19 protein-coding genes are annotated in these 18568 nt (G+C 63.6%); 9 read left to right on the forward strand and 10 right to left on the reverse strand.

Annotated features, from left to right (window positions below; all coding sequences use genetic code 11):
* The first annotated feature begins 7 nt into the window (after positions 1-7).
* Positions 8-529 (forward strand): O-acetyl-ADP-ribose deacetylase, encoded by a 522-nt coding sequence (locus M1D88_RS03465; RefSeq protein ID WP_458113213.1) that lies wholly within the window; start codon positions 8-10, stop codon positions 527-529.
* 69 nt (positions 530-598) lie between these two features.
* Here M1D88_RS03465 and M1D88_RS03470 read toward each other — a convergent pair whose 3' ends face one another.
* The gene (locus M1D88_RS03470) at positions 599-1534 is read right to left on the reverse strand and encodes a pseudouridine synthase (protein ID WP_458114413.1); all 936 of its coding nucleotides are present in this window, start codon (positions 1532-1534) and stop codon (positions 599-601) included.
* Positions 1535-1691: 157 nt separating this feature from the next.
* Between M1D88_RS03470 and M1D88_RS03475 the strand changes: the two genes are divergently transcribed.
* Positions 1692-2330: a helix-turn-helix domain-containing protein gene (locus tag M1D88_RS03475; protein WP_458113214.1), complete on the forward strand. Its 639-nt coding sequence runs from the start codon at positions 1692-1694 to the stop codon at positions 2328-2330.
* On the forward strand, positions 2323-3018 hold the full coding sequence (locus M1D88_RS03480; protein WP_458113215.1) for an SRPBCC family protein: 696 nt from the start codon (positions 2323-2325) through the stop codon (positions 3016-3018). Before M1D88_RS03475 ends, M1D88_RS03480 begins: the two co-directional genes overlap by 8 nt.
* Positions 3019-3159: 141 nt before the next feature.
* Here the strand turns inward: M1D88_RS03480 and yczR are convergent, their stop codons facing one another.
* The gene (yczR, locus tag M1D88_RS03485; RefSeq protein WP_458113216.1) at positions 3160-4641 is read right to left on the reverse strand and encodes a MocR-like transcription factor YczR; all 1482 of its coding nucleotides are present in this window, start codon (positions 4639-4641) and stop codon (positions 3160-3162) included.
* A gap of 59 nt (positions 4642-4700) precedes the next feature.
* Here yczR and yczE point away from each other — a divergent pair, with 59 nt between their 5' ends.
* Positions 4701-5339, forward strand: a complete 639-nt coding sequence (gene yczE / locus M1D88_RS03490; RefSeq protein WP_458113217.1) for a membrane protein YczE — start codon at positions 4701-4703, stop codon at positions 5337-5339.
* Between the two features lie 42 nt (positions 5340-5381).
* Here yczE and M1D88_RS03495 read toward each other — a convergent pair whose 3' ends face one another.
* From M1D88_RS03495 to M1D88_RS03505, 3 genes are all read right to left on the reverse strand, one after another.
* The gene (locus M1D88_RS03495) at positions 5382-6233 is read right to left on the reverse strand and encodes an Fpg/Nei family DNA glycosylase (RefSeq protein ID WP_458113218.1); all 852 of its coding nucleotides are present in this window, start codon (positions 6231-6233) and stop codon (positions 5382-5384) included.
* 11 nt (positions 6234-6244) lie between these two features.
* Positions 6245-11275: a DNA glycosylase AlkZ-like family protein gene (locus M1D88_RS03500; RefSeq protein WP_458114414.1), complete on the reverse strand. Its 5031-nt coding sequence runs from the start codon at positions 11273-11275 to the stop codon at positions 6245-6247.
* A gap of 111 nt (positions 11276-11386) precedes the next feature.
* A complete protein-coding gene (locus tag M1D88_RS03505; RefSeq protein ID WP_458113219.1) occupies positions 11387-12880 on the reverse strand; it encodes an FAD-dependent oxidoreductase in 1494 nt (497 codons plus the stop codon).
* 121 nt (positions 12881-13001) lie between these two features.
* On the opposite strand from M1D88_RS03505, the gene M1D88_RS03510 reads away from it, so the two are divergent.
* Positions 13002-13529, forward strand: a complete 528-nt coding sequence (locus M1D88_RS03510; protein ID WP_458113220.1) for a DUF4383 domain-containing protein — start codon at positions 13002-13004, stop codon at positions 13527-13529.
* A 43-nt stretch (positions 13530-13572) separates the two neighbouring features.
* Here the strand turns inward: M1D88_RS03510 and M1D88_RS03515 are convergent, their stop codons facing one another.
* The 4 genes from M1D88_RS03515 to M1D88_RS03530 form a co-directional block, all read right to left on the reverse strand.
* Entirely contained in the window at positions 13573-14289 is a 717-nt protein-coding gene (locus M1D88_RS03515; RefSeq protein ID WP_458113221.1) for a DUF4232 domain-containing protein, read from the reverse strand.
* A 13-nt stretch (positions 14290-14302) separates the two neighbouring features.
* A complete protein-coding gene (locus tag M1D88_RS03520; RefSeq protein ID WP_458113222.1) occupies positions 14303-15058 on the reverse strand; it encodes a YcnI family copper-binding membrane protein in 756 nt (251 codons plus the stop codon).
* Between the two features lie 115 nt (positions 15059-15173).
* Positions 15174-15827, reverse strand: a complete 654-nt coding sequence (locus M1D88_RS03525; protein ID WP_458113223.1) for a hypothetical protein — start codon at positions 15825-15827, stop codon at positions 15174-15176.
* 44 nt (positions 15828-15871) lie between these two features.
* Entirely contained in the window at positions 15872-16459 is a 588-nt protein-coding gene (locus M1D88_RS03530) for an SRPBCC family protein (protein WP_458114415.1), read from the reverse strand.
* A gap of 128 nt (positions 16460-16587) precedes the next feature.
* On the opposite strand from M1D88_RS03530, the gene M1D88_RS03535 reads away from it, so the two are divergent.
* Both M1D88_RS03535 and M1D88_RS03540 read left to right on the forward strand, forming a co-directional pair.
* Positions 16588-16938 carry a hypothetical protein gene (locus M1D88_RS03535; RefSeq protein WP_458113224.1) on the forward strand — a complete coding sequence of 117 codons (351 nt, stop codon included), beginning with the start codon at positions 16588-16590 and terminating at the stop codon, positions 16936-16938.
* A 9-nt stretch (positions 16939-16947) separates the two neighbouring features.
* Positions 16948-17088, forward strand: a complete 141-nt coding sequence (locus M1D88_RS03540) for a hypothetical protein (RefSeq protein ID WP_458113225.1) — start codon at positions 16948-16950, stop codon at positions 17086-17088.
* Positions 17089-17110: 22 nt separating this feature from the next.
* Here the strand turns inward: M1D88_RS03540 and M1D88_RS03545 are convergent, their stop codons facing one another.
* Positions 17111-17242 (reverse strand): hypothetical protein, encoded by a 132-nt coding sequence (locus M1D88_RS03545; protein ID WP_281507219.1) that lies wholly within the window; start codon positions 17240-17242, stop codon positions 17111-17113.
* A gap of 264 nt (positions 17243-17506) precedes the next feature.
* Between M1D88_RS03545 and M1D88_RS03550 the strand changes: the two genes are divergently transcribed.
* Both M1D88_RS03550 and M1D88_RS03555 read left to right on the forward strand, forming a co-directional pair.
* Positions 17507-17659 carry a hypothetical protein gene (locus M1D88_RS03550; protein WP_458113226.1) on the forward strand — a complete coding sequence of 51 codons (153 nt, stop codon included), beginning with the start codon at positions 17507-17509 and terminating at the stop codon, positions 17657-17659.
* Between the two features lie 504 nt (positions 17660-18163).
* The gene (locus M1D88_RS03555; RefSeq protein WP_458113227.1) at positions 18164-18547 is read left to right on the forward strand and encodes a hypothetical protein; all 384 of its coding nucleotides are present in this window, start codon (positions 18164-18166) and stop codon (positions 18545-18547) included.
* The last annotated feature ends 21 nt before the right edge of the window (positions 18548-18568 follow it).

Here is an 18568-nt window from a genome sequence, read left to right on the forward strand (position 1 = left end):
TTAAGCCATGCGCATCGAGATCCTTGAAGGCGACATCACCACCCGCCCCGTGGAGGCCATAGTCAACGCAGCCAACTCGTCATTGCTCGGCGGAGGCGGAGTGGACGGCGCCATTCACCGTGCGGCCGGTCCCGACTTGTTGGAGGCATGCCGCGAGATCCGGGTAACCCTCCTGCCCGGAGGGCTCCCGGTGGGCGGAGCGGTGGTAACCCCCGGATTCCGCCTCCCAGCGCGCTGGGTTATCCACACCGTGGGACCCAACCGGCATGTGGGAGAGACGGATCCGATGCTGCTGAGATCGTGTTTCAGGGAGAGCCTTCGGGCCGCGGATTCCCTGGGAGCTCAATCCATCGCCTTTCCCGCCATCAGTGCGGGAGTTTACGGCTGGGATGCGGGGGAGGTTGCGAAAGCCGCGTCGGCAGCCTTGGATAATTTCGCCGGGGAGACGCCTGCAAGCTCACTTGAGCTCGTTGAGTTCGTGCTCTTCAGCGCCTCGACGGCGGATTCGTTCCGGCGCGTTTTTGACTAGCTCAGGGGTGTGCGGGGGATGTGTGCGAGGGACATCGGGGCACAGCTGAGGACCGACGTCGGCGGAACGCTAGGCAACAGCGGGAGCATGGCTGAGTTGCAGCCTGCTGCGGTACTCCACGGGTTCCTTGGTGATGGGGTCCACGAACCGCACGCCGCGTGCCAACAACTGCAAGGGCCTGTTGTAATCGTCCGGGGCTTTGTCCAACAGGTCAGGGTAGAAGGCGTCGTTAAGGATGCCGAGCCCCAGCGAGGCCATGTGCACCCGGAGCTGGTGGGTCTTGCCTGAATGCGGTTCCAGGCGGTAGAGCGCGCGATGCCGGCCGCCGTCGTCGTACGTTGTGATCCTTTCAATGCGGGTTTCCGCATTCGGTTCACCCTCGATGACTTCAGCCAGCAGGTAGCTGCGGGACTTGGTCATGCGGTTTCGCACCACGACCGGGTACTCGACGGCGGCGTACCCGGCGGCGGGCTCAGCTGCGGCCACGCACTCGTACTCCTTCTGCAGCTGGCGCTTCTCGAACAGCACTTGGTACTTTCCGCGGGTCTCAGGATTGGTAGAGAGGAGCAGAAGACCGGCCGTCATCCTGTCCAGGCGGTGCATGGGAATCAGGTCGGGGAGGTTGAGCTGGTTGCGGAGCCGCACGAGGGCCGATTCCTGGATGTAGGTGCCGCCAGGAGTTGTGGGGAGGAAATGCGGCTTGTCCACTACGAGGAGGTGCTCGTCGTGATGCAGGATGTTCAGTTCCACAGGGATGCGCGTTTCCGGCGGCAACGTCCTGTAGTACCAGATGAAGGTGTGGTCCTCGAGTTTTGTGGTCCGGTTAAGGGGGATTCCGCCTTCTCCCACAATCTCCCCGGCGTCGAACCGGTCCTCAATTCCCTGCGGATCAATGTGCCCCCAACGGTGCATCATGTAATCCATTGCCGTTGTCCACGGGCCCTCGACCGGCAGGCGCAGGCGGGTCGCATTCACGCCGTCGCGTACGGGGAGGGGGGATTGCATCACGGGTCCATTCTACTTGGGCCCTGGGATGGCGAATTCGCCGGAAACCGTCCCAGCCGCCGGAACCTTCCGGCGACCTCGGCTGGTTCCCGCGAACTCGGCGCCGACAGGAAAATAGTTCTTGACAAGTAAAGTTGTCGGTAACCATACTTTAAGCATGTTGGACATCGAAGTGATCGAGGATCCGGCCGCCGCCGAAGCGTCGCTGGACCCCATCCGCACCCGCATCCTCCAAGAGTTGGCGGACCCGGGCTCGGCCACGCAACTGGCAGCCAAGGTAGGCCTCCCGCGCCAGAAGGTGAACTACCATCTCAAGGCGCTTGAGCGGCACGGGCTGGTGCAACTTGTGGAGGAGCGGCGCAAAGGCAACGTCACGGAGCGCGTGCTTCAGGCGACGGCGGCGTCGTACCTGATCTCGCCGGTGGCGCTTGCGTCGGTAGCTCCCGATCCTCACCGGTTCTCGGACCGGTTCTCCGCCTTCTGGCTGCTGGCGCTCGCCGGCCGCACAGTCCAGGAGATGGGGAAGCTGATTGCCGGGGCTGCTGCAGCCAGGCAGAAACTCGCCACGTTCGCCATCGACGGCGAGATCACCTTCCGGACCGCGGCAGATCGCGCCGCTTTCGCGGAGGAGCTCGGCGTTGCTGTGACACAACTCGTAGATAAATATCACGACGGCGGGTCCGGCACCGAAGGGTCCGGGGGACGCAAGCACAGGCTCGTCGTCGCCCTCCACCCGACACTCAAACCATCGAAAAACCCATCCACAACCCCAGCCAAGGAGCAGGGCAATGACTGACAACAACCGTGAATTCGAGATCGTCGTCGATACCGAGCTGCCCGGAACGCCGGAGCAGGTCTGGGAAGCCGTCACCAAGGACACGCCCGCCTGGATGTTCCCGACGGACCAGTGGCCGGCCGTCAGGACAGTGGACGACTATCCCCGCCACCTGGTCACCCGCATGGACGGTCCGGACGGCTGGTTCAACCAGTTGGAGCACGTTCTGGAACCGGTGGAGGGCGGACGGGCCAAGCTTCACTATGTGCACAGCGGCATCTTCACGGACGACTGGGACCAGCAGTACGACGGCGCGAGCAAGCACACCGAGTTCTACCTCCACACCCTCGGCCAGTACCTGAAGTATTTCAATGGGAAGCCCGTCGCGTTCGCTGACATCCAGGCACCCGCCTCTTCACAGGAGTCGCAGGGATTTATTCGGCTCAAGGAATCACTCGGAGTTGGGGACGCCGTTCAGGGGCAGTCCGTGGAGTTGGAGCTCGACGGCGTCGGGCGGCTTTCCGGCGAACTGGACTTCTCCAATGAGCACTTCCTGGGGCTTCGCACATCCGAGGCCATGTACCGGTTCTTCGGCCGCAACTCGTTCGGCGCCCCGGTGGGGATGACAGTCCATGATTTCAGTGGGAAGACGAGCTCAGAGGAGATTGCGGCGGCGTGGGGCGGCTTCCTCCAGAGGGTGTACGTCTAGCTGCGTGGGCCACGAGGACGCGCATACGGTTTGGCGACGCGGATATGGACCGAGGACACCCTGATTCGGGTGTCCTCGGTCCGTTTGCGTGTCCAGCAGGCATATCCGTGTCCCGGCCAGTTTGCGCGTCCGGGGCCGGCCCTAGGCGATGGCCGATTGCCTGGGTTCCTTCAGGGTTCGCCGGAGCTGCGGGGCGGCATTGAGCCGGTCCTGGGCTAAACGCAGTGCATGGACCGCGGTTTCGAGCTGTGCAGGCGGGAGGGTAAAGGGGACACGCAGGTAGTGCTCGAAGGCTCCACCAACGCCGAACCGTGGCCCGGCAGCGAGCCTGATGCCGAAGTCAGGAGCGATCACTGTCAGGGCTGTGCTGGCTGGGGTGGGCAGCCGGCACCAGACGGAGAGGCCGCCACTCGGCCGCTCCACCTGCCACTGCGGGAGGTGCTCCTGAAGGAGTTCCAGCAGCACCGACCGGTTGTTCCGCAAAGCTGAGAGCCGGCCAAACAAGGGTTCAGTCAGCGAGCGGACCAGATGCGCCGAAGCCAGCTGCTCCACCACCGGGCCGCCGAGGTCAAGGGTGCTCCTTGCGGCGGCAAACTTCTGGATCAAGGTCCTGTCTGCGCGGATCCATCCTGAACGCAAACCGGCCCAGTGGGATTTGCTGAGTGATCCGATGGAAACGACGGCGGAGCTGAACCCGGCCACGGGGGTGGTGACCACGCCATCGAGATTCAGTTCCCGCAGCGTTTCATCCACCACCAGAACGGTGCCGGACGCTGCTGCCGCCTTCACCAGTTGGCGTCGTTGGGAATCCGGCATGAGCCTGCCGGTGGGGTTGTGGAAATCAGCGACGACGTAGGCCATCTTGGGGCGCAGCTGCATCATGGTGGAACTCAGGGCATCGAGGTCGCAGCCCAAACCGCCAGCAGAAGGCAAGGGAACGGGAACCGGGCGGCAGCCGGCGGCACGAATAGCGTCAAGGGCGTTGGGGTACGTGGGCTGCTCCACGAGTACCCGGTCCTGCCGGCCTGCCAAGGTGCGCAACACAATGTTCAGGGCGTGCTGGGCTCCGGATGTGACCAGGATTTGCTCTTCATCAGTGGGAACACCTGCCCTGCTGTAGTGGGCTGCTATGGCCTGGCGGAGAGCCGACACGCCCAGGGTGTCATACCCAAACCCCGGCAGCAGCGCAGGCAATTCAGTGATTGCTGCCGCGAACGCCCGGTGGACCACCTCGCCACTGGCCGGCAGCGAGGCGTAAGCGAGGTCAAGAAGCCCCTCAGGTACCGCCAGGCCGGGGCTGGCGGTTAAGGCCCCGGCGGCCCCTGCCGGATTCTCACCCGGAAGTGTGCGTTGCGGGATACATGTGCGGCCGCGGCTGCCTTGCCGGCTGCTGAGGAATCCCTGGTCCCGCAGGCTTCCATAAGCGGCGGTGACCGTAGTCCTGCTGATATCCAAAGTGGATGCCAAGGTCCGCTCACTCGGAAGGGCCACGTCAAGCGGCACCCTCCCGTCCAGGATCAGGAGGCGGACGACGTCGGCCAGTTCGCGATAGGCGGGCGCGGCACCAAGGTTCCACTCACCGAGGAGACGCGACAGCGCACTGGGGTTCAAGGAGCCAGCCATAAGGCCAGTATTGCAGACTGGCTATGGATTACAAGGCCAGTTGTGGAGAACATGGTTCAGTGATGACACGACGATTGACTCAGCTTTTTATTGGCCTTGCCTTGTACGGATTCTCCCTGTCCATGTTTATCCGGGCAGCTCTCGGCTTGGACCCTTGGGACGTTTTCCACCAAGGCCTTGCCGGCAAGGTGGGCTGGAGCATCGGCATGGTGGTTGTGGTGGTGAGCTTCCTTGTACTGCTCCTGTGGATTCCGCTCCGGCAGCGGCCTGGGATCGGCACGCTCAGCAATGCAGTGCTGGTGGGCGTATTTGCCGACGTCGGATTACTCCTGATCCCGGAGTTCTCCCACCTTGGCGGGCAGATCGCGCTGCTGGTGGGCGCGGTGCTCCTGAATGGGATCGCCTCCGCCTGCTACATCGGTGCACGCCTCGGCCCAGGGCCCAGGGACGGGCTGATGACAGGCCTGGCCCGCAGGACCGGCTGGTCAGTTCGCCTGTCAAGGACGGGGATCGAAGTTGTGGTGCTGGCGGCCGGGTGGTTGCTGGGCGGTTCCATCGGCGTGGGCACGGTAGTTTACGCATTGGCGATCGGGCCGCTGGTGCAGCTTCTCCTGCCGAAGTTCATGGTTCCCGAATTTCCGGCGGTGGCACTGGATGCCGTGGACGACGAGGAGCAGATGCCCGTCCAGGCTGCCTGAGTCCCGCAGGATCCCGGTGCCGCAGTGCCACAGTACTCATGGTCAGGAGGCTGCGGGCTCCGGCTGGCACTCTGGGCAGAAGTAGATGTCCCGTTCCTCGATGGCGCTGCTTCTTCCTTGGGCACTGTTCCCAAGGACGCCGTACCGGATGGGCGCCCCGCAGCGCAGGCAGGGCCGGTGTTCCCGGCCGTACACCCAGTAGCCGGGACGCCCTCCACTGCGGCCTACGGGTTTTCCCTGTGGTCTCATCACGGTGGTGCGGCGGGCAGACCCGATGTTGGCTTCCAGCAATTGCTTGGCGTCCTCAAGGAGGGCGGGAAGGTCGGCTACTGCGGAGACGGGCGCAGCCGGGTGGATGCGCGAGAGGAAGCAGACTTCACAGCGGTAAATGTTCCCGATGCCGGCGAGGTTCCGCTGGTCAAGGAGCGCCACTCCGATGGGTACCTCAGGGCGGGTGAGTATGCGGCGCTGGGCCTCGTCAGTGTCCCAGTCAGGGCCCAGGAGGTCCGGTCCCAGGTGACCCACCACAGAGTCCTCGTCCGCGGTTTTGACCACCTCCAGTATTCCCAGGGAGAACCCGACGGCGTCTGCCGCAGCCGTGCGCAGAACGCATCTGGCCGTGAACCCCGGTTTGCGCCACCGGCCGCCTGGCGGGTACACCTGCCAGGCGCCCTCCATCTTGAGGTGGGAATGGATGGTGAGCCGTTCCTGCGCGGGACCCTGAAGCCTCATGAGTAAATGTTTGCCACGGGGCACCACCTCGCTGACCGTCCACCCGTCGAGCTTGAGCGTAGCGAAGCGCGGCACCCGGAAGTCAGAGGACAGGAGTTGCTGGCCAGCCAAGGCGGAGTGCAATTGTGCAGCCGCCCGCCACACTGAATCACCCTCGGGCACGGATCCTCCCCTCAGGCACGGATCCTCAGTCCCTTAGGGGTGGTGTAGGCGCCGGCCTGGGTCAGCGCAACGGCGGCCGGGGTCTCCCGAATGTCGTGGCCGTTGACCTTCTCCATCACTAGCTTGTCCACGGCGCCGCGGCGTACCACTCCCACCAACGCCGCTGCGGCAGAGGCCAGGATCGCGGTGTCCTCGCTGAAGGCGAGCAGGGTCTTGCCGCCGCGTTCCACGTAAAACACCAGTGCGCCGTCGACCATCACCACCAGGGCTCCCGACTTCCGTCCCGGGCGGTGGCCGCTGCCGGCTTCAACACTAAGTACCGGCCACGGAAGAGCCGCGCCGTAGGGATTGGCAGGATCGGTGGCTGCAAGGGCCAAGGCAATGGGTTCTGCTTTGGCCAGTTGAGAGTCCTCGGCGAACGAGCGGAGCCGGTCCACTGTGGCCGGGACTGCGAACTGGGCAGCCCCAAGGTGCTCGATGAAGTAGCCGCGCCGGCAACGTCCCGCCTCCTCCAGCCTCGCCAGGACTTTATACATCAGTCCGAAGCCACCCAAGATGTTTTCGGCCATGACCGAACCGCGCGTGACCACTCCGTACCTGTCCAGCAGGAGCTCGGCGCTGGCCCGGGCATGAATGGTGGGGTCAAGTTCCGGTGCCGGCAGCGCCGACCAGCGCCCGGCGGCCAGAGGGGGAGTGGGCGCTGCATTGCCAAGCGACCCATACCTACCGCCGGTCAGCCCCGGAGATCCAAGCAGCCCGGTTCCATGGGCCCGGCCCAGGCGGCTCATCCTCGGAGCGCGGGCACGTGGCGCCCGGGCTACCTGCCTGTGGGCGGTATGGCCACCGGCGATCAAAGCACGCACCGGAGCGAAGGTATCACCGGTGACCCGGCCCGCCCAAGCCAAATCCCAGAGTACGGTGACCACATCGGAATCGCTTAAGACCGAATCCATTCCGCCTGCGATGTCCGTCAGCTGACGGAAGAAGTAGCCGCCGCCGTTGTTCTGGAGGTGTTCGAGCAGGCGGAGCTGGGCGTCGCCGGGTTGGTAGTCAGGGTTCGGATTCAGTGTCAGCTCCGCAGAATCTGCCACATGGAGGCTCACCCAGCCGTCGTTGCCGGGCAGCGCCCCTGCCCCGGACCAGAGGACTTCCCCGGCAGCCATGAGCTCGTCAAGCATCGCCGGCTGGTAATCGGCGACGCGGCCTGCCAGAACCAGTGGCTCCCAGGCCGAGGCGGGGATAGGCACACCGGACAGCTGATCAACTGCAGTGATGATCCCGTCCAGACCGCGCAGCACGGACTGGCCACGCCTGCCACCCGGCGTCAGCACATTCTGCCAGGCGGGAAGGAACCTGCCGTAGGCTGTGCCATCGACGGGCTCCACTTCCGCGCGGAGTGCAGCCAAGGACCTGCGGCGGAGCTTGCGGAGGACTTCGGCGTCGCACCACTCACTCGTGCCGGCCAGCGCAGCGGACACCGAAGCAGGCGAAGCCAACGGAGGTGAGGGTGCCGAGGCCGCCCCGGAAAAAGCTTCCTCGGGAGGAACGTCCGGCTTCTCCTCAGGTGCAACATGGGGACGGAACTCCCCTTCAACCACGCGCCCGTCCGCCGCCAGACGCTTTAGGGCGGAATTGACGACGGCGACGCCAAGTCCCAGCCGGTTGGCCGCTTCGGCAGAGGTGAACGGCCCATGCGTTCTGGCGTAGCGGGACACAAGGTCTCCCAACGGGTCGGCCACGGGTTCGATGAAGGCCAGGGGGACACCCATGGGGAGTGGCACGCCGAGAGCATCCCGCAATCTGGCGGCGTCTTCCACTGCCGCGAAGCGTTCGCCGCCGCCGATGTTGACTTTGAGAGCCCGGTTGGCGCGCTGCAGGGCGGCAAGGTGCACGGCTGCGTCGGCTGGTGTGGCATGCGCGCCGGCTGAGTCGAGGCGGAAGGAGACTTCCTCAGGCGTGAGAGGGCCGAGGAGCCGAAGCAGGTCGGCCACACCCTCCATTCCCCGGACCCGCCGATCAGATGCAAGGCGCTGGAGTTCCCGCTCGGTCGCCTCAATGACCTTGGGGTCCAGGAGTTCCCGGAGTTCCACCCGGCCCAGGAGCTCGTTGAGGAGCGTGGAGTCCAGCGCGAGCGCCGCTGCCCGGCGTTCGGCGAGCGGGGAATCACCCTCGTAAAGGAACTGGGCAACGTACCCAAAAAGCAGGGACTTGGCGAACGGTGACGGCTGCTGGGTAGTGGTCTCGACGATCCTGAGTTCGCGGCGTTCAACCGATGCTGCGATGTCCTTGAGGGCCGGGAGGTCATAGACGTCCTGGAGACACTCACGGACGGTCTCCAGGACGATCGGAAACGACGGGTATTTCCGGGCGACATCGAGCAGCTGGGCCGATCTTTGCCGTTGCTGCCAGAGCGGCTGTCTCTTTCCGGGATTCTGCCGGGGGAGCAGCAGGGCACGAGCCGAGCATTCCCTGAACCGCGAGGCAAAGAGGGCGCTGCCGCCTACCTCGGCCGTCACGATCTGTTCCAGTTCCTCCGGATCGAACAGGAAGAGTTCGGCCCCCGGAGGCTCGTCTTCCATCATGGGCACCCGGAGCACAATTCCGTCGTCAGCAGCCATGGCAGATCCGTCCAGCCCGTAGCGTTGCTGGAGCCGCTGCCCGACGGCCAGGGCCCAGGGGGCGTGGACGGGCATACCGAAGGGACTGTGCAGAATGACTCTCCAGTCGCCCAGTTCGTCGTGGAACCGCTCCACTACCAGCGTTGTGTCGCTGGGCACCACTTCGGTGGCCTGCCGCTGCTCAGCGAGGTACTGCAGAAGATTGTTGGCCGCGAAGTCGTCAAGCCCGCTGGCTTTGCACCGCTCAGTGGCAGGCCCGACGTCGGACGCGGAGAGCTCACGGACGAACGCGCCCAGCGCGCGGCCCAGATCAACCGGGCGGCCCAGGGAGTCGCCCTTCCAGAAGGGGAGCTTTCCGGGCTGGCCAAAAGCCGGTGAAACCAGGACACGGTCGTGCGTGATGTCCTCGATTTTCCAGCTGGTGGCACCGAGCGCGAAGATGTCGCCAACGCGGGACTCATAGACCATTTCCTCATCGAGCTCACCCACGCGGCGGCCGCCCTTGGCCGCTGAGCCCGCTGGCGCCGGGCTTCCTGGGGCGGAAGAGGCAGAGGAACCGGAGGAGCCCGTCCCCTCCACTTCGGTTCCGATGATGTAGACGCCAAACAGCCCCCGGTCCGGAATGGTGCCGCCGGACGTCACTGCCAGGCGCTGGGCGCCGGGGCGCCCCTCGATGGTGCCGGCGTTTCGGTCCCAGATGATCCGCGGACGGAGCTCAGCGAACTCGTCGGAAGGATACCGGCCGGCCAGCAGATCCAGCGTGGCCTCGAAAGCTGACCGCGGCAGGCTCGAGAAGGGAGCGGAACGACGGACGGTCGAAAACCACTCCTCGACGTCGATGCTGCCGAGGGCAGTGGCAGCAACCGTCTGTTGGGCCAGGATATCCAGGGGGTTGGCAGGCACACTAAGGCGTTCGATCTTGCCCCCGAGCATCCGCTCAACGGTGATGGCTGTGTGGACGAGATCGGCACGGTGTTTCGGGAACAGGACGCCCTGGGAGATTTCACCGACCTGGTGCCCGGCACGGCCAACACGCTGGAGGCCGCTGGCCACGGAGGGCGGAGACTCCACCTGCACCACCAGATCAACGGCGCCCATATCGATGCCGAGTTCCAGGGATGACGTAGCCACTACGCAGCGGAGCCGTCCAGACTTGAGGTCGTCTTCGATGAGGGCGCGCTGGTCCTTGGATACAGACCCGTGATGGGCCCTGGCCAGGACAGGATCGGCACCCGAGGTGCTGCCGGCCTGGGCCATCATGTGGGCCGGGGTGGCGGTGGAAGTAGGGGTAGCAGCGGAATTAGGCGCGCCCGCCGCAAGGGAGGCCGGGCCTGCGGAAGGGGATGAAGAAGAGGACGGGGCCGGGGCATCGAAAATTGTGGGCGCGCCCTCCCATCCTCCGCCGGCAGCTAACAGTTGGCGCTCAGCGTGGATCTCGTTAAGCCGGGCGGTGAGCCGTTCAGCCAGCCGCCGGGAGTTGGCGAACACGATAGTGGACTGGTTGGCCAGCACCAGGTCCACGATCTTTTCCTCGACGTGCGGCCAGATGGAGGCCTGCGGCTGGAGTCCGGAAGCCGGGCCTGAATCAAAGGCCCCTGCGGCCCCGGGCAGATCCGACATGTCCTCCACCGGAACGGAGACGGTGAGGTCCCAGTTCTTTTTCGACGGAGGCGCCACAATCTCGCAGGGTGCCGAACCTGCCAGGAACTGTGCCACAAGCTCCCTGGGCTCCACGGTTGCAGAGAGCCCGATCCGCTGGGCGGGCTTGGGCAGAAGTGCATCAAGGCGTTCCAGTGAGACAGCAAGATGGGCTCCGCGTTTGGTTCCGGCCACCGCGTGGACCTCGTCGACGATGATGGTGTCCACCTCAGCCAGGGTTTCCCGCGCCCGGGACGTCAGCATGAGGAAGAGCGATTCCGGCGTGGTGATCAGGATGTCAGGAGGATTGGTCAGCAATGCGCGCCGGTCCGCCGTCGTGGTGTCTCCTGAGCGGACCCCCACCGTGATCAGCGGGGCAGGCAGCCCCAGCTTTTTTGCTGTCTGTGTGATGCCGATCAGGGGCGCACGGAGGTTGCGTTCGACGTCGACGCCAAGGGCCTTGAGTGGGGAAATGTACAGGACCCGTGTTTTCCGCTTCAGGGCCTTGATCCTTCTGCCTTTTCCCCGCGAGCCCTCCCCGCCGGGCGCAACGGCTTCAACCGCAGAAGCATCCTCCGGGGGAGTCTCAGTCAGGACCCTGTCAGCAGCAAGGAGCCGGTCCAGGGCCCAGAGGAACGCGGCGAGAGTCTTCCCGGATCCTGTGGGAGCCACCACCAAGGCGTGGGAACCTGAGGAAATGGCGTTCCAGGCGCCCTCCTGAGCGGGAGTGGGCGTAGAAAAGGCACCCAGGAACCACTCCCGGGTGGACTGGCTGAACCGTTCCATGGTTCCGGCCCGCCTGTTCCCATGGATCCCCTGGTTCTCCCGATTCCCCTGCCCGGCTTCCTGACCCTCCATTTCTCCATCATGCCTTAAGGCACTGACAGGAATGCCAGCTCAATCAAGCTTTGCCAAAGGATGCGTAGCTGGACCTTCAAGCACGTCGCCCTCGTTGGTAAAACGTGAACCGTGCAGCGGGCAATCCCAGGATTTTTCGGCGTCGTTCCAGCGCACAATTCCACCCATGTGCGTGCACACCGCAGAAAGCTTGCACGCGCTGCCGCTCACCGTGGAGGTCGCGACCGGCTTGCGGCCTTGCCGGGACACCACTCCGCGTCCTTCGGCTGGAACCTGGCTGGTTTCGTCGAGCCGTTTCAGCCCGACTTTGCTCCAGTCCTTGAAAACAGTCGCAGCGACGTCGGCATTAAGGGACGCGGCTGATGCAGCACCGGGGGGAGAAGTAACCTTGTGGTGGATGGTGTCGGCCCAGGGAATCTGGCCGCCAAGGATATCCGCCGATATTCCCAAGGCCGCCGCAACAGCATTCGTCATGCCCCATTTGTTGTAGCCGGTGCCAAGGAAAATCCTGCCGCTGCCCCGGGGCATCTTGCCGAAGAAGGGCATCAGGTTCACTGGCTGATAGTCCTGGGCAGACCAGGTATGCGTTGTTTCCGCTCCCGGATAGTGGCCTTGGGCCCACTCCACGAGTCCGTCCAGGTGCGCCTTGGCGGACTGCATGCGGCCTCCAGCGTGGCCGTTTCCGCCGACCAGGAGAAGCCGCTCGCCATCGAGAGGGTAATTGCGCAAGGAGCGTGTGGGCTGCTCAACGGAGATATACATGCCGTTGGGCGGTGTCATCGATCCGGGCAGCCGGAGGGCTGCTGCGTAGGAGCGCCCCGGCTTGAGTTTGGCGAAGTAGAGCCCCCGGTCCAGAACCGGCGTACCCGTGGCCAGAACCAGTTCCTCGGCCCGGACCTTTCCGCGGGTGGTTTCGATGTCGAGTGGCCCCGTGCCCTGGGCCCCTGTCAGCCGGACGCCCGAGACAATTTTTCCGCCGTGCCTCCGGACATCAGCGATCAACGTATCCAACACGTCGATGGGGTGAATCTGTGCCTGATCGGCCAAAGCAACTGCACCCCTGACGGGATACGGAAGGCCGGGATCCTTGGTGTAGTCCACGTCCAGGCCGGCAGCAAGAGCGACTGTGAATTCCTCGCGCAGTTTCTCGACCCCATCAAGGGTTGCTGCATAGGTGTAGGCATCCCTGGTCTGGTAAGTGACGTTGTTCGAGTCCAAGTACCGCAGGAGCCAGGCCTGGCCTTCGCGGTTGGCTTCGACGTAGGCATCGACCAGCTTTTGGGAGTATTGGCCCCGAAGCTGGGATAGCACAGTGCCTTGCAGGAGAGTTACTTTCGCCGTCGTATTTCCCGTGGTGACCGCGCCCGGAGTGCGTGCCTCCAGGACGACAACGTTTTTCCCGGATCGGGCCAGAAGGAGCGCGGTGACGAGGCCGGTCAGTCCGGCGCCTGCAATTGCCGTGTCATAGGAAGTTCCCGGCAGAAACTCGTCGCTTTTGAAAGTGTCCGGGCGGTCCAGCCACAGTGAAGTCATCGGTTCACGCCTGCCTCTCGGCTCGTGCCCCGATTTCCTTCAGCGGGGCGTCGGAAGATTTCATAAGTATACTTACCATGTACCTGTGAAGGAACAGCCGCCAAGGAGCAGGAGCGCAACCATGAACGCAGTCCACGTTTCCGGCCGGAGCACTAGCAAGCGGACTGCGCTTCAGAAATCCGCTCTGGCTGCTGGTATCTTATTTGTCCTGATGGGAGGCTTGGGGTTCGTTCCCGGGATCACCAGCGGCACTGACACGATGGCGTTTTGGGGGCATCATTCCGGCGCGCTGCTCTTCGGTGTCTTCCAGGTTTCAGTGCTGCACAACCTGGTGCACCTTGCCACAGGAGTTGTTGGATTGTTCATGGCGCGGCTGGCCATGCAGGCCCGTACCTTCCTCATCGGCGCGGGAGTGGCTTATCTGGTGTTGTGGATTTTCGGGCTGATCATTCCCCATGACTCCCCCCTCAACGTGGTGCCGTTTAGCAGCGCCGATAATTGGCTGCATGTGGCATTCGGCCTGGGCCTGATCGGGTTGGGCGTGGCTTTTGCCCGCGATGCCGTGAGTCCGCCGAAAACGGCAGACGCTTCGGCCGACGCTTCCGCCGACGCCATATCTGACGCCTCCCCTGGCGATTTAACCGCTTGATGAACCGGCTGAGTCCAGCTCAAACACCGGTAAGTGGACGGTGCTACTGGGCCCGGAAGGCTCCCACACTGAGCAACGTGACCGCGGCATTGCTGCACGCATCTGTGGGCTGCGGGATAAAAAGGGAGGCCTTGTCTTCGGGAGGATAAATCCGGTAGCCGGCTGCCGGCGTGAGCGTGCAGTCCTGGAAATTTCCGGCCTGGGAATAGCGCAAAGGCGCCGTTCCCGCTGCACCCGGCGCCAGCACGACGTCGGCTGCCGGCGTGGACTCGTCCCTTGTGGCCGGCGCCCCGATCGGCTCGCCACCCGCGTCCGCCGTCAGCGAGACGCCGGGAAAACCCCGAAGTATGCAAGGGGTTGAGCCTGAGTTGGTGAGCACCAGCTGCATATTGATGCTGCCGGCTGCCCCTCCGCCTGATGAATCCGTGCTGGCCGTGAGGTTCGAGGCCTGGCACAGCGGCGTTCCCCCCGCCGTGGGCGTCGACGGCGCCGGGGGACTGCTGCTGGGAGTGGACGTTTCGCTCGGAACAGCCGATGAGGAGCTGCTGGAGGGGGAAGCTGCCGGGGTTGTTTGCTGCGACTGCGGTTGGCTGGGACCGCAGGCCGTCAGAAGAAGAGCGGCCCCCGCCGCCGTCATGACTGCAGACACAATGCTGATTCTCTGAGACCTCATGGCTACACCCTTACGGTAGAGGTCCTGCGAGTCAACGATGCCACGACGACGGCGGGGGATTGACGCCCGGATTGTAATTCCAGGCATCGAACTGATGCTGCTAGCTTGAAGGATCTGCAGACTGGAGCGATGCCTTTTTGGTGCCCCGGCTGCGCATGAAGGCTACGCCGCCCAAGGCAAGTCCTCCCACGCCGGCGGCCAGGCCGGCCCAGCTCCTCGCTTCCGCACCCTGATCGGCGGCGGAATCAACGGCGGCGGCGGAGGTGCCGGAATGCTGTTCGTTGGCATGGGATCCCTCTGCCTGCGGGGAGCCATCCGAGATGGTCACCGAGGGAGCGGGTGCCGCAAGTGAGTGCGGGTCCTGGCCGTCCTTGGGGATTTCAGCCCAGTCCGTCTGGCCCACCTGACAGTTCTGAAGCGTCGGAAAGTAGAGAGTTGTGCCGGCAGCGTCAGGAAGTTTGACCGACAACACCAAGGCGTCCCGCAGTTTCGCGTCCAGGGGTGCCTTGGCGGTGTAAACGATCTTGCTGGTGCGCTTGGTGATGGTTGCCCCATCGGCAGTTTTCTTCGGCGAGGCCAGCTCCTCTTCAACCTTTTCAATGGTCCAGTTGGGATTCACGGTGGGCTGGGCGTCGTTGAGTTCCTGAGGCAGGGTGATGGTCACCTTGGTGGTTCCTGAGGTGTCGCAGCCGTGCGGGATGCCGAACGTGAGGAGGGCGTACGAATTGGCGGTGGTCTTGTCCGGGCTGATACCCACGTGGGCAGACGCCCCCGCGGAACCCGCCATCATCAGGGCCGCTGTTCCGGCGATGGCACCGGTCACTGAGATGGCGCGGCGAAGGATGGACTTGTTCATGGAAATGCCTTTCGGGGTGCGCGCCCATTCGGGGCGCACTGAAGTGAGGGAAGGAACCCGTCACTTGACCGCGGGCGATGGAAAGGAGCGCGGGAGTCGGCAGTGCCGGGTTGAGTCAGGAAAGTACGACGGCGGCGGGCGGTCCGCGTCGGCAGTCTTGCCTGAGGTTCCGCCAGGGAAGGGGAGTGAAGTCCCTATCGGCCCTGACGACGGCGGGTAGCGTCCCGCCGTCGAGCGTCAGCGGAGACGGTAACTGAACGAGCGGGCGGAGCCAGGTTGCCAGGAACCACAGCGCTGCCTCGCCCCGGGCAAGTAACGTGGCGCAGACGAGGGTGGCCACCACGTGGCCTGTCAGCATCAGCGCCGCTAAGGGGGAATCAACCTGGTGCGCATGCCCGGCGCTCTGGGCAGCAGCCTCCGTCAACGAGAACCCGGCCTCATCAGCAAAGCCCGCCTGGCCTCGGGCGTGATGACTTTCCCTAACCACCGAAGCCGCCCCTGATGGCGGAACGCTGAGTGCGGTGAAGACCTCATGGAGGGCCAATTGCCCTGTACCAAGGACTGCTGTCATGGCCGGTAGCCTGAGTTGCCGCCTGGTGGCCAGCGTTGAGGCCAGGCCTGTCATGGCCAGGATTGCCCCCATGATTCCGGCTCCGGGAAGGGAACCGCCGCCGAGGATGTGGGCAAGGGCGGCGAGCAGCACCATGGTGGCAGCGACGGTGGTAGAGCGCAGCAGATGGAAGGGGATCCGGGCGGACACGGGTGCCACGGAAACCTCCTCACGGCTCATTGGCTGGACACGTGATTTCGATTCTAGCCGGATTTCGAGAAGCGGAAAGTTGCTGCCGGGGGAGGGGGAACATCATCCAAGGTACCTGCCTCGGCGTGGCGGCGGCGCCGCAATTCCAGGGTCAGGCTTTCCTCGCCACGTGCCATGGCCCACCGGTGGTTCGCGCTGAAGACAGGTTTTAACAGCCAGCCCAGCCGCCGAAGCAGTGGCTTTTCGGCGCTGACCTGCCAACGGTATGTGACAACAGTTTCGGGCCCGTCCTGGCTAAAGGACCATCGGCCGGTTCCTGTCAGGTCACCGGTGGCGCTGAGGGCAAAACCTTCCCTGGTTGCAGGTCCTTCAGGGGTCATTGTCCAGCGGAGGGTATAGGGGAGCCATCCCTTGGTGTGCAGATGGTATCTCTGCCCGGCGCCGGTGGGATCGCCGTCGCCGTCTTGCCCTGGGTCTCCTTCTGCAGAATCGCCTCCAGTGGAAGGCTCGGGAACGACGCTGAGGTAGACGGAGGGCCACCAGAACGGCAAGGATCCGGCATCGGTCAGGATCGCGAGGACTTCGTCCACGGTTCCGGGGACGCGCCACACGCTGAAAAAATCGTAGTCATTGCCAGGCATCGCAATCATCGCGCCCTTCTGGTCGTCGATTCAGGGAGTGGATCGTGGAGTCCTCCAGCCCTATCTCCCATCCATGCCCTTTTACTAGACTGCACGCATAAGCCGCTACCTAGCTCTAGGAGAAAAACATGGACTATCTCGGGACCGGCAATGAAAGGGCCCTTCCTGCCGCGGAGTTGAACCGCATGCATATTGGCCAAACTGTCAGTTTCCAACCAGACGAGTTCACGGTGGTTTTCGGCCGTATCGGAGCGATCGCCCGTAAGGAAGGTGGGGTAACTATTGCTTTGGAGGGGGTCGACGGCGCCGGGGGACTACCGTCCCACTACAGCCTGCCGCCGTCGCAAAATGTCTACCTGCAGCCTGACATGTTGACTAATACTGAATCCACCATCAAGGATCTGTTCGGCAAGGTCCAGGAAAACCTGCGCGGCCATAAGGGAGACCAGAGGCCGGACGCCGAGCCTCCGAACGTATAAAGTGTTGCGGTGAAACTAATTGGCGTGATCCGTTCCACAGAAACCAGCACCATCGAGGTGGAGGCTGACTCCATTCATGAAGGTCGGGAAGAACTCGAGGCTAAAGTGCCCGAGGGCTACGAACTGCTCCTGATCAAGACCGAAAACTGAGCTTTCCGGTCCTTCGCTAGCATCAGCCGTTGTCTGAATACGACAATCCGGGTTCGGGGCCGTCTTCAGCCTCTACCCATTCGGTGAAGTCCTTGAGCGACATGCACCAGTAGTAATCGCAGTAACGTAGCTTCTCTTTCTCGGCTTTACTCATCTCCGCACTCCCCCCGGAGTAGCACCAGGTGCGAAAGTGGCTCTCTCACTAATCCTGGTGGAAGCCAGCGGTGCTGGCTTCCACTCCCAGTGAACTCCGGAGTCCTCAGTGCCACACGAGTAAGACGTACTCGACTTTGACCTCCCCTTAGCGCGGGGTGGCACCCCTGTACTTGCTTCTCCAAGAACCAACTACGCGGTGCACTGCCGGGGCTGTGGAGTACGCACTGAGATGATCGTTAGTCACTCCTTTCGAAGGAACTTCATGCGCTTTTCGCCCGTCACGGACAGCAAGGGCAACCAGCTGGTCAACGATGGAGGCGAACCTGTCACCACTGTCGAAAGTCATGGCCGGCTCACCAACAGTGGCTTGGGCGGCCTCCGCTGCAGCCAGGGTCTTGTCTGTATGGGCACATAAACCGCAAGCGAAAACGAGTGCCCGGCATCGCCGTCGGGCGTCACCAGCCCGTACTCCTCAAATGGATCACTCAGCGTCAGGAGTCCTGATCCGGAATCCAGGACGGCATGGGCAGTTCGTTGTGTGGCTCCCGCTGACCGCCTCGAGGCCGTGCAGGGGTCATCACATCCCAATCGGAGCGGCCCAATCGCCAGACCCACCACCCCGCGTGTCGAACTTACCGCAGCGGCTGCATCGCCTGTAACGGCCGCCATCTTCATTGCTTTCTATGTGCCAGGCATGACGTAAATTCAGCTTGCACATCAGGGTCTTGAGCATAATTGCTCTCCGTTCCAAGGGGCACATCAAACACGTAAGCCGTGTTCATTACGTAGCCAATTCCCAGTTTATGCCCGGCTTTTGGTAGCCACTAGAGAAAATTCCCCGCTTACCCGGACAAGCCTGGCTAGGAGACTAAGGTCTGAGTAGTGGCAGGGGTAGCAGTGCGAACCGGCAGGGGGAAACGTGGAGCAGGCCAAGGCTAACCAGATTTCGTTCCGTGAACTGGACCAGAATGGGAATCCGCTGGATCAGGAAACAGCAACCTCGGGCATGGACTCATCCGGCACGGAGGGGAGGGAACCCAAAAGGGTTTTCGTTAATCCGTTCATCGTCGTCCTCTGGGCGCTTGCCTGTTTCCTGGTAGTTGGCGGCGTGTGGGTCCATATGGATGTCACGTCGCCTCCCGATGGCCCCTTCGGCCCTGATGGCGTCTATGGTCCGGTTACCGAAATGCCCATGACATATGTACTGATGAACTTCACGCCCTACGCGGTATTGAGCGGCACGCTGGCAATCATCGGACTGCTTTTCTGGCATGCAGTGCAGTGGCAGCGCAATAAGCAGTAGCGAGTTGAAGGCCTTCGGGCG

The sequence above is a fragment of the Arthrobacter sp. R1-13 genome, from assembly GCF_054161475.1.